The sequence below is a fragment of the Grimontia indica genome, assembly GCF_000333895.2.
Taxonomy (GTDB): Bacteria; Pseudomonadota; Gammaproteobacteria; order Enterobacterales; family Vibrionaceae; genus Enterovibrio; species Enterovibrio indicus.
Genome location: NZ_ANFM02000011.1, coordinates 1 through 10,423, shown reverse-complemented (window position 1 = coordinate 10,423; position 10,423 = coordinate 1). Strand labels below are relative to the sequence as shown.

Annotated in this window: 5 protein-coding genes; all 5 read right to left on the bottom strand. The window is 46.6% G+C overall.

Going from position 1 to position 10,423, the window contains the following annotated elements:
* Window positions 1-480 precede the first annotated feature (480 nt).
* The 5 genes from D515_RS06205 to pepN all read right to left on the bottom strand — a co-directional run bounded on the left by D515_RS06205 (window position 481) and on the right by pepN (window position 10,117).
* Complete coding sequence (locus D515_RS06205) at window positions 481-1,029, bottom strand: cell division protein ZapC (RefSeq protein WP_002537081.1); 549 nt, start codon at window positions 1,027-1,029, stop codon at window positions 481-483.
* A 141-nt stretch (window positions 1,030-1,170) separates the two neighbouring features.
* Window positions 1,171-2,181 carry a quinone-dependent dihydroorotate dehydrogenase gene (pyrD, locus tag D515_RS06200; protein ID WP_039849701.1) on the bottom strand — a complete coding sequence of 337 codons (1,011 nt, stop codon included), beginning with the start codon at window positions 2,179-2,181 and terminating at the stop codon, window positions 1,171-1,173.
* Between the two features lie 58 nt (window positions 2,182-2,239).
* Window positions 2,240-7,057: an NAD-glutamate dehydrogenase gene (locus D515_RS06195; RefSeq protein WP_002537076.1), complete on the bottom strand. Its 4,818-nt coding sequence runs from the start codon at window positions 7,055-7,057 to the stop codon at window positions 2,240-2,242.
* Between the two features lie 155 nt (window positions 7,058-7,212).
* The gene (locus D515_RS06190) at window positions 7,213-7,440 is read right to left on the bottom strand and encodes a DUF2835 domain-containing protein (RefSeq protein WP_002537074.1); all 228 of its coding nucleotides are present in this window, start codon (window positions 7,438-7,440) and stop codon (window positions 7,213-7,215) included.
* Window positions 7,441-7,507: 67 nt separating this feature from the next.
* Window positions 7,508-10,117 carry an aminopeptidase N gene (pepN, locus tag D515_RS06185; RefSeq protein WP_002537073.1) on the bottom strand — a complete coding sequence of 870 codons (2,610 nt, stop codon included), beginning with the start codon at window positions 10,115-10,117 and terminating at the stop codon, window positions 7,508-7,510.
* Between the last annotated feature and the right edge of the window lie 306 nt (window positions 10,118-10,423).

Genomic DNA, 10,423 nt, shown 5'->3' with positions numbered 1-10,423 from the left:
ATTAATGTTTACCAAATTGAGCAAATTTTGGCTTGAATGAAGAAGAAAGAGAGAGCAAAAATACAGCAGATAGTTTCACTTAATGTGACATTCGTCACTATTAATATCCGGAGCATCTCCCCCGATTATCAGCTAAATCGACGAAATGTCGGACTAAGTCTGTCGGATTATTTACCAGAGAATATTGAGAATGCACCGAAGATTTTTATCACTCAGCGAGTGAAACCTGAGCCTCATTCTTCGGCAAGATTGATGAAGGATTTCCGTCGCGTAAAACCTTTTTACAGAACATAAAGGCACACGTTATCGAAGCAGCATTGTCCTTTTTCATGCCATGAGATCGGGTCATTTCTCTTTAGGGATAAAGAGCAAGCATATGTTTCTGGCAGGGTGCGCTGAGCGCTCGATTTTGGGTTTGGGAGTAAGGGATTTTTTAAGTCAAACAACGGAAAGAAAATGGGGCTGATAGAAGCCGCTCTATCAGCCCACTAACGCATAATGACCACTGCCGTTATCGTATTGCTGTTGGTATGTAAATAACCGGTCATTCATTACTTTTATAGCTTCGCAAAACCGCATATTTTTAGTGTCGTTCAGCATAAGCGGGCTCTCACTGGCATGCATGCACAAGGATGCTGAGCCTGCATTTTCAATAACCAGGAATGCTTCGCTGCCGTGATCGGTTTTCAGTTCAATAATGGAACCTAGTTCTGGAGAGAGGTCCCCTTCCTGAGCCTGAAAAAACCAGCTTTTAGGTAGAAGCGGTTTATGGAAGCGTTTTGCTGCCACTGCGTTCAAAACGATTTCGGCCTTTCTAGGGCCAGATAAAGGTAAGACGCTTACTGCATCTGAGTAAGCTTGAAAGAGTGATGCGTCATCGACTGAAAATGGGGTATCGACAAACGCATCGGGGATGAGGTGTTTCTTTTCAATAGCAACACGGAAAACCATCTCCTGACCCAAATCCAGCATCAGCGTTTGAGCTTCGGAATCGAAGTACCACTTCCACGCATTATTTGGCTTCAACATCGTTTTCGCTCCTGCGACAACCTGAGATTCGGTCCGTGACCATTGAAATTAAAGGTGCTTTCGGAGAAGTTTAATCGGCAGGAGAGAAAAAAAAAGGGGAAACAAATTCCCCTTCTCGTTCTAATTTCTTAATTTTCAGGCTTAAATATTTCGAACTATATCTTTTACCAGACGTGGGCCGTGGTAGATGAAACCAGAGTAAACCTGAACAAGTTCCGCACCTGCCATCATTTTCTCTTTTGCTGCCATCACTGAGTCAATACCACCTACACCGATGATGGGTAGTTTGCCATTCAGTTCCAGATTCAAACGACGAATCACTTCCGTGCTCTTGTTCTGAACAGGACGGCCACTCAACCCACCCGCTTCATGTGCGTGCGGCATGCCTTCCACCAGCGAACGATCAAGAGTGGTGTTAGTTGCAATCACACCATCAATACCATGGCGCACTAAAGAGTCTGCCACCTGAACCAATTCGTCTTCGGTCATGTCTGGTGCAATCTTCAATGCGAGAGGAACATACTTGCCCTTCTCTTCTGCCAGTTTGTTCTGACGTTCTTTCAAAGAAGAAAGAAGATCGTCCAACGCTTCACCGTATTGCAACGAACGAAGTCCTGGCGTGTTTGGCGAAGAAATGTTAACCGCGATATACCCTGCATGGTCATAAACTTTGTCCATACAGATCAGGTAATCGTCTTTGCCATTTTCCAGCGGCGTGTCTTTGTTCTTGCCGATGTTAATGCCGATGATACCTTCGTACTTTGCCTTCTTCACATTCTCCACCAGCGCATCGACACCATGGTTGTTGAAACCCATGCGGTTGATGATGCCTTCTGCCGGAAGCACGCGGAACAAACGAGGCTTGTCGTTACCATCTTGAGGGCGTGGTGTTACTGTCCCTACTTCTACGAAACCAAAACCCATTGCGCCAAACGCGTCAATGCATTCGCCGTTCTTATCAAGGCCAGCCGCAAGGCCAACTGGGTTTTTGAAATGCAGTCCCATGACTTGAACAGGACGAGGAGGAAGATGCTGACGATAAAAGATATCGAGAGGAGTGCCGGTGAAACGCGAAAGATTCTTGATAGCCAGATCATGCGCATGTTCTGGATCCAACTGGAAGATTGCCGATCTGGCGAGGCGGTACATCATGTAACCTCCAAAAAAAAGCCCCGTATAAACGGGGCTGTATTATTAACGCTTTATCGGCTTAATTCAAATTTAAAAGCGTAAGTTCCCGCAATGCAACGGAGAATTTAGCAAATTCGTGGGCGGAACCGACTTTAAACTCGGCAACGATGCTTTCCCAACGACCTAAACTCACGGCATGCTCTACCATCCACGCTTCTAAACCAAGCTCTGCGCTCTCGCCTTTCTTCATTCCTTCCAGAATATGAGCAGTCAACATGCGTTGTTGCCAATCCAGATCTTCGCGGAACGATGCACGAGCCAGTGCCTGCCAGTGGTTTTCCACTGGTTGGTTTGTGATCTGCTTAAGGAACCAGTGCAGCGACAGCGTGTCACCCAGTACAAAGTACAGACGGGCAACCACATCAAACGGTTTCTTCATTTGATCTGAAACCTGCGCCAGATCCAAACCTGCGTAGAGACTGGTCAAACGGGCAACCTTATTCGAGATGTCTTTTGGCACACCCTGAATAATGTACTCTTCCGCTTGTTCTTCATGCTCTTTGATTTCCGCAGGAACCAGATATTTTTCAAGGTTGTCCGCCAGGTTCTTAACCGCTGGTTTGTAGAACGCCACTTGTTCTTCCAGACCTTTCCCTTTCATCGGATTACGGAGAATCCAACGCGTGGTGCGGCGCATCATTCGTCTGCAGCGATACATCACTGCATACTGAACCTGTGCGGGTAGCTTGTTATCCAATGCACGAACATCTTCAAACGTCTGACCAAAATCAAACACTTCACGGGCAATCGCGTAAGCCGCCGCAATATCACCGACGCTTGCGCCAGTTTCATCTTGCATACGGGTAACAAAGTTAAAGCCCATGTCATTCGACATTTGGTTTGCGAGGCTGGTTGCGATAATTTCGCCACGTAGAGGGTGCGTTTCCATCGCATCGCGATAGTTACGTTGTAACTCCTGTGGGAAGTATGCCGGCAGTAGCTTACCGAAATGCGGGTCTTGGGTGATTTGCTCAATCACCAACTGCTCTTTCAGCACCATCTTGCCATAAGCCACCAATACCGCGATTTCTGGTCGGGTCAAACCTTGACCACGTAGTTGGCGTTCAGCCAGTGTTTCATCATCTGGCAGATATTCCAGTGCGCGATCCAGTTTTCCGTCTTTTTCGAGGTAATGGATAAAGCGGATTTGCTCTTTCAACAGAGAAGCTTGTTGCTCAGAGGTCACTGAGATTGATTCACTCTGGCAATAAGCGTCATCAAGTACGATGTCAGAGACTTCATCTTCCATACGCTCGAGCAGCTCATTGCGCTGTTTGTATGTCAAATCCCCTGCAGCCACCAGACCATTCAACAAGATCTTGATGTTGACTTCGTTATCTGAACAATCCACACCACCGACGTTATCGATAAAGTCAGTGTTAACACGGCCACCGTTCATTGCGTATTCAACACGGCCGAGTTGCGTCATGCCTAAGTTACCGCCTTCGCCAATGATACGTGCACCCATTTCGTTGCCGTTAACACGTACTGCGTCGTTCGCGCGGTCACCTACGTCAGTGTGGGTTTCGGACTCTGATTTCACATAAGTACCGATACCGCCGTTCCAGAACAGATCCACATTGGTTTTCAGGATCTGTTTGATCAACTCATTCGGTGTCATGGTTTGCTTGCGCACACCCAACATCTTCTGGATTTCCGGTGTCAGCTCGATGGATTTCGCTTTACGCGAGAACACACCACCGCCCTTCGAAATCAGCTTAGGATTGTAATCTTCCCAGCTTGAACGTGGCAGTTTGAACAGACGATCACGCTCAACCCAGGATTTCGCTGAATCTGGGTTTGGATCAATAAAGATATGCAGGTGGTTAAATGCGGACAGCAGTCGAATGTGCTTAGACAGCAACATACCGTTACCGAATACGTCACCGGCCATGTCACCAACAGCCACACAAGTGAAATCAGTCTCTTGACAGTCGATACCGATTTCGCGGAAGTGACGTTTCACCGATTCCCAACCACCTTTTGCCGTGATGCCCATGGCTTTGTGGTCGTAACCGTTTGAACCACCTGATGCGAATGCATCACCCAGCCAGAAGTTATACTGGTCAGACACAGAGTTCGCAAGATCAGAGAAAGTCGCTGTCCCTTTATCGGCCGCAACAACCAAGTAAGGGTCATCTTCATCATGGCGAACGACGTTAAGTGGTGGCGTCAAATCACCTTCAACAATATTGTCAGTGATATCCAACAAGCCTTGGATAAAGATTCGGTAACAACGCTGACCTTCTGCAAAGATCTCGTCACGGCCGCTTAGCGAGTGTTGCTTCTTACAAACGAAGCCACCTTTCGCACCCACAGGCACAATCACGGTATTCTTAACCTGTTGCGCTTTCACCAAGCCAAGTACTTCAGTACGAAAATCTTCCTGACGGTCAGACCAACGCAGACCACCACGGGCAACTTTACCGCCACGAAGGTGAACACCCTCGATATCTGGCGAGTAAACAAAGATTTCAAAGAAAGGTACAGGTTTAGGAATTTCAGGAATATTGCCCGGCTGCAGTTTCAAAGACAGGTAATCTTTGTTTTCGCCAGTTTCCTTATCTTTCTGGTAGAAGTTCGTACGAAGGGTTGCAAGGATCATTTCCATGTAACGTCGGATGATACGATCATCATCCAAGCTTTCGACTTGCTCCAGCTCTTCTTCGATCTTCTGAATGATCAGTTTCTGATCTTTATCGCTGTTCTTCTTCGGATTAAATCGCTTGCTGAAGAGTTGAACCAAAAGCTGCGCGAGATCTGCGTGTGAAGCCAGCGTTTCTTCAATGTAAGACTGACTAAATGGGAACGCGACCTGACGCATGTAACGCGCATAAGAACGAAGAATCGTCACTTCACGGCCACTCAGGCCCGCATTCAAAACCAGACGGTTGAAACCATCATTCTCTAGTTTGCCGTGCCAGATACCTGCGAACGCATCTTGGAAACGCTCGCGCGCGTCAGACAATACAAAGCCATTGCTCACGCTGTGCAGCATTGAGAAGTCTAGGATCCAATAAACATCGCCAGACGTCGTCTCGACTTTGTACGGTGCTTCACCAATCACGCGAAGACCAAGGTTTTCGAGCATTGGCATTACGTCAGAAAGGTGAATCGCTTCATCTTTCTGGAACAGCTTCAATCGTACTGCACGCGAATCTTTAGGCTCTTCTTGAGGGCGATAGAAAAGCATATCCAGCTTTTTCTCTTCGCTCAGTCCTTCAAGGCGCTCAATATCCGCAACCGCTGAACCCGGCAGCATCGCCTCTTTATATGAGCGAGGGAATGCACCGAGGTAACGTTTGGCAACTGGTGTACCTAGGTTCTCACCAAAGGTCGTGATCACCGCTTCTTGCAGACGATCATCCCAGGTTGATGCTGCTTCAGTCAGGTTCTGTTCCAATTTCTTCACGTCAATGTCAAAGTTGTTGTTATCTACACGGACAATGTAATGGGTTCTCGCCAACGGACTTTCTGAGAAGAAAGTGTTGAACTCAACGTCCTGATCCGAGCCAAAGTAGTTGCCCAGAATGCGTTGGGTTGCGCGGCGGAATTCCGTGTTGTATCGCTCACGCGAAACATAAACCATGCAGGAGAAGAAACGGCCGAATGGGTCGCGGCGCACGAAGATTCTCAGCATGTCACGGTCTTGAACCTGAACAATCCCCATACCAATATCGAGCATCTCTGCTTCGCTGGCCTGGAACAGTTCATCACGTGGGAAGTTTTCAATGATATTCGCCAGCGCTTTCCACGAATGCGATCCTTCGTAGTAGCCACTGATATCTAGGATCCGGCGAACTTTGTTTTTCAACACTGGAATGTTGGTGGTTGACTGGTTGTATGCCGACGATGCGTAGAGACCATGGAATCGATGCTCACCGATAACATTGCCCTTCTTGTCGAAGCACTTGATACCAATGTAATCCATGTATGCTGGACGGTGAACGCGCGATTTGCTGCTGGCTTTATTAATGACCAACAAGTCTTTGCGAAGTGCAGTTGCACGTGCAGATTCCGGCATTTCAGACAACTTTAGACCAGGACGTTTTGGATCCAGCTTTTTCGCCAGACCTAAACCCTCTAGCGATGAGGCTTTCAGTTCGTGGTCACCTTCTATTGCATTCAGTTCGTAGTACTTATATGCCATAAAGGTAAAGTTGTGGGATGCAATCCACTGCAGGAAATCCACCGCTTCTTGTTGGAGGTCTTTGCTGACCGGCGGTTTGTCTTTCTTGAGTGATTCAATCACTGATTTGATCTTGTTTTGCATTGGCTGCCAATCATTAACAATCAATGCAACGTCCGTGAGGGTTTCCGTCAACTCTTCCTCCAGAGCAGACATCTCCTTCTTCGAACTCATTCGGTCAATTTCTAGGTGGAAGACAGTTTGCCTTACCCCTTTGTCGTCTCCGATTGCTTTAACACTACCCTTCGCATCTTTCTCAACTGACAGTGGTCCGTTCAACATCAGGTGTGATGCAATGTCCAGACGGTTGAGCGCCATGCGGACAGAGTCAACGAGAAACGGAGCATCTGGGGTGAGAATTTCGACGATGGTATGGGTGGACTGCCATCCGTCTCCACTCAGTGTAGGGTTAAAGACTTTAACAAAAACTTTGTCTTGTTCGAAAGCGTTCAAATGATGCCACAGGCTGATAACAGCACCGTAGAGGTCGGATTCATTCCTTTCCTGCAAATCATCATCTGAGATGGGACCCAAAATCCTTTTTGCCAAAGTTTCTACAAGCGGTTGCTGTGTCTTGTCCAGTTTTTCAGCAATAAGATGATAAACCTTCTCAAGTAACACCGGCACAATAGGGTCACGCGCGGTCATGGTTTACTCCATATATTTTTTATGTAATCGCTATGAGTATAGAGGTTAATTAGTCTTTGCGACTCATGGAGTAGTTTACGGCGTCATTTATAATTTCGTTACATCAATTTTCGTTAATTAGATTCGAGTTTTTAGTTATGTGATTGCCGTACGGTTTAACCAATTTGTTCAAGAGATTTAAAACGGTTGTTTTCGTCAACTGTTAAGCGAAATCGCCCTTTTACACCCAGTTGACTCAAATATGGACGCAGTCTTGATGCAGGTAGTTGCAGTGTTAAACCATTGTCGGTTCTGACAACTACGGTTGACGCAGCACCGCTATAATGCTGCTGAAAAATGTGGTAATCGATGTCCACAGAAAATAAATAGACACTTGAGTTCATAAAAAAGCCGTCTCCTTTTAGACGGCTTTTAAATTACCTAATCGATATTAATTAGCAAGCGTACGGTTTAAGCTTCCAGCGCTTTGTTGATTTTCTCGTAAAGATCTTTCGCAAGATTACCCAAAGCAGCCAAACGCTCGAGTTGTGCGCGCATTAAATTCTGGCGTTCTTTATCGAAACGCTTAAATTTGAGCAATGGATCTATTAAACGCGATGCAACTTGTGGGTTCGATTCGTTCAGTTTAAGCAATATTTCCGTTAAAAACGCATAACCCGAACCATCTTTCGCATGGAAATGCACAGGGTTAGCATTGCAGAAAGATCCGACCAGTGAGCGCGTACGGTTAGGGTTCTTCAAGCTAAATGCTGGGTGGCTCATTTGCGCCTTGAGATTTTCGAGTGCGTTCGCCGCAGGGTTACAACCTTGCAGTACAAACCACTTGTCCATAACCAAGCCATCATGTTGCCACTTATCACTGAAAGACTGCATCAGGGCATCGCGGTTTGACAGTTCAGCATGGTTTGCTGCCGCCAATGCTGCAGCAGTGTCGGTCATGTTATTGGATTCTTCATAGTGCGCCGTCACCAAAGCTTCACCCTGCTCATTAGAAGCGAGATAGCTTAAGCAAACATTACGCAATGAACGCTTTCCGATTGCTGCATGGTCAATGGTGTATTGGTCTTGCTTCAGCGTGTGGTAAATCGCACTGAACTCATCAGCCAGATCTACGGCAAGACGATGCTTGATTTCACCTCGTACTTTATTGATGGCATCAACGTCGACAACATCGAACCAACCGCCAATTTCATTTTCACTAGGCAGCGTGAGTACTTCTGCAATCAACGCCACATCCAAGTCTTTGTTGAGCAGGACACCACGGAATGCATCAACCACTTCGCTCGGCAGTTCCACACCTTCGCCTCGCTGGACTCGTGCAACATTTGCTTTGATATGTTTCGCCAACAACATTTGGCCAGCATCCCAACGCGCAAATTCGTTACGGGCGTGTACCATCAGGAATGCCAGTTCTTCGTCTGAGTAGTCGTAGTTAAGTTTTACTGGTGCGGAGAATTCAAGCAGCATTGAAATCACTGGCTTCTCAGTGATGCTATCGAACACAAAGGTTTGTTCTGCGTCAGTAACACTTAGAACATGATGTACTTTTTCACCGTTACGTTGTAACTCAACAACATCACCATTCGCATCATACAGCTCAATATCAAATGGGATCAGCAGCGGCTGTTTCTCTTTTTGATCTGCGGTGGCTGGCGTGTGTTGTTTTACGGTGAGCGATAATGTCTGAGTCGCTTCATTGTATTCATCGGTCACATCAAGTGTCGGCGTACCCGATTGGCTGTACCACAAACGGAATTGGCCGAGGTCAACGCCGGAAGCATCTTCCATTGCTTTCACGAAATCTTCGCAAGTTGCTGCTGTTCCGTCATGGCGCTCGAAGTACAGCTTGATGCCCTTTTGGAATTTCGCTTCACCAAGCAATGTATGCATCATACGAATGACTTCGCTTCCCTTTTCGTAAACGGTCAGGGTGTAGAAGTTATTCATTTCGATCACTTTGTCAGGACGGATCGGATGTGCCATTGGGCTGCAGTCTTCAGCAAACTGAGGGCCACGCATCACACGAACATTGCTGATGCGGTTTACCGCTCTAGAACCCAGATCGGAAGAAAATTCCTGGTCACGGAAAACGGTCAGCCCTTCTTTTAAGCTCAACTGGAACCAATCGCGACAGGTTACACGGTTACCCGTCCAGTTGTGGAAATACTCGTGACCGATAACCGCTTCAATGCCGAGGTAGTCTGTGTCCGTTGCCGTATCAGAATTTGCCAGCACGTATTTCGAGTTAAAGACGTTAAGACCTTTGTTCTCCATCGCACCCATATTGAAGAAATCAACAGCGACGATCATGTAGATATCAAGATCATATTCAAGGTCGAAACGATCTTCATCCCACTTCATGGAGTTTTTCAAAGAGGTCATCGCGTGGGTAGCGCGGTCTAAGTTGCCTTTGTCGACAAAAATTTCAAGCGCCACATTACGACCGCTACGAGTCGTAAAGGTATCTTCCAGCAAATCGAAATCACCGCCGACCAAAGCGAACAGGTAGCTTGGTTTTGCATAAGGGTCTTCCCATTGCACCCAGTGGCGACCACCTTCTGCTTCGCCTGAGCCAACTTTGTTACCGTTGCTCAATAGGAATGGGAATGCTGATTTATCCGCAGTAATTTTAGTGGTGAATTTCGCAAGAACATCCGGACGATCCAGATAATAAGTAATACGGCGGAAGCCTTCTGCTTCACACTGTGTGCAATATGCACCATCAGAAAGGTAAAGTCCTTCTAGTGATGTGTTTGCGGCAGGATCAATTTCTGTTTCTATCAGCAAATCAAATTCTGCTGGCAGATTGGAAAGCAATAGTCCTTCTTTGCTTTCCTGATATTGGTTCCAAGCTTCCCCGTTCACTTCAACACGCTTCAGCGACAGTCCTTCACCATCCAACATCATAGAATCTGAGCCAGCCACCTGCTGCACCACTTTGCTCTTCGCAATCACACGTGTAGAAGATTCGTGCAAGTCAAAATCCAGGTCGATATGGGTGATCGTATATTCAGGAGCTTTATAGTCCTTGCGATATTTGGCCTGAGGTTGTTGCGTCATGTCAGATTCCTTTTATTGCATAACGTAGACAGACGAGCCGTGTCGCCTGTTATAGAAATGGGACAATCGTCTAAGATACTCGCTTCATAACCGCATTACCACACACCGACCGGTTAAAAACGAATCAAACTCGCTCTCATTTACTCGATTTATAGAAGGAGATCCTACTCTAAACATTAAAAAGATTGATGGCGTTCGCTGTTAGCCCGGAAATGCCTTATCACAGTAAGGGTTTCCCATTTGAATATATATATACCCAAACAACCTGAAGATGCTCGCATTCAGAGGTCATCAATGCGTTCAATT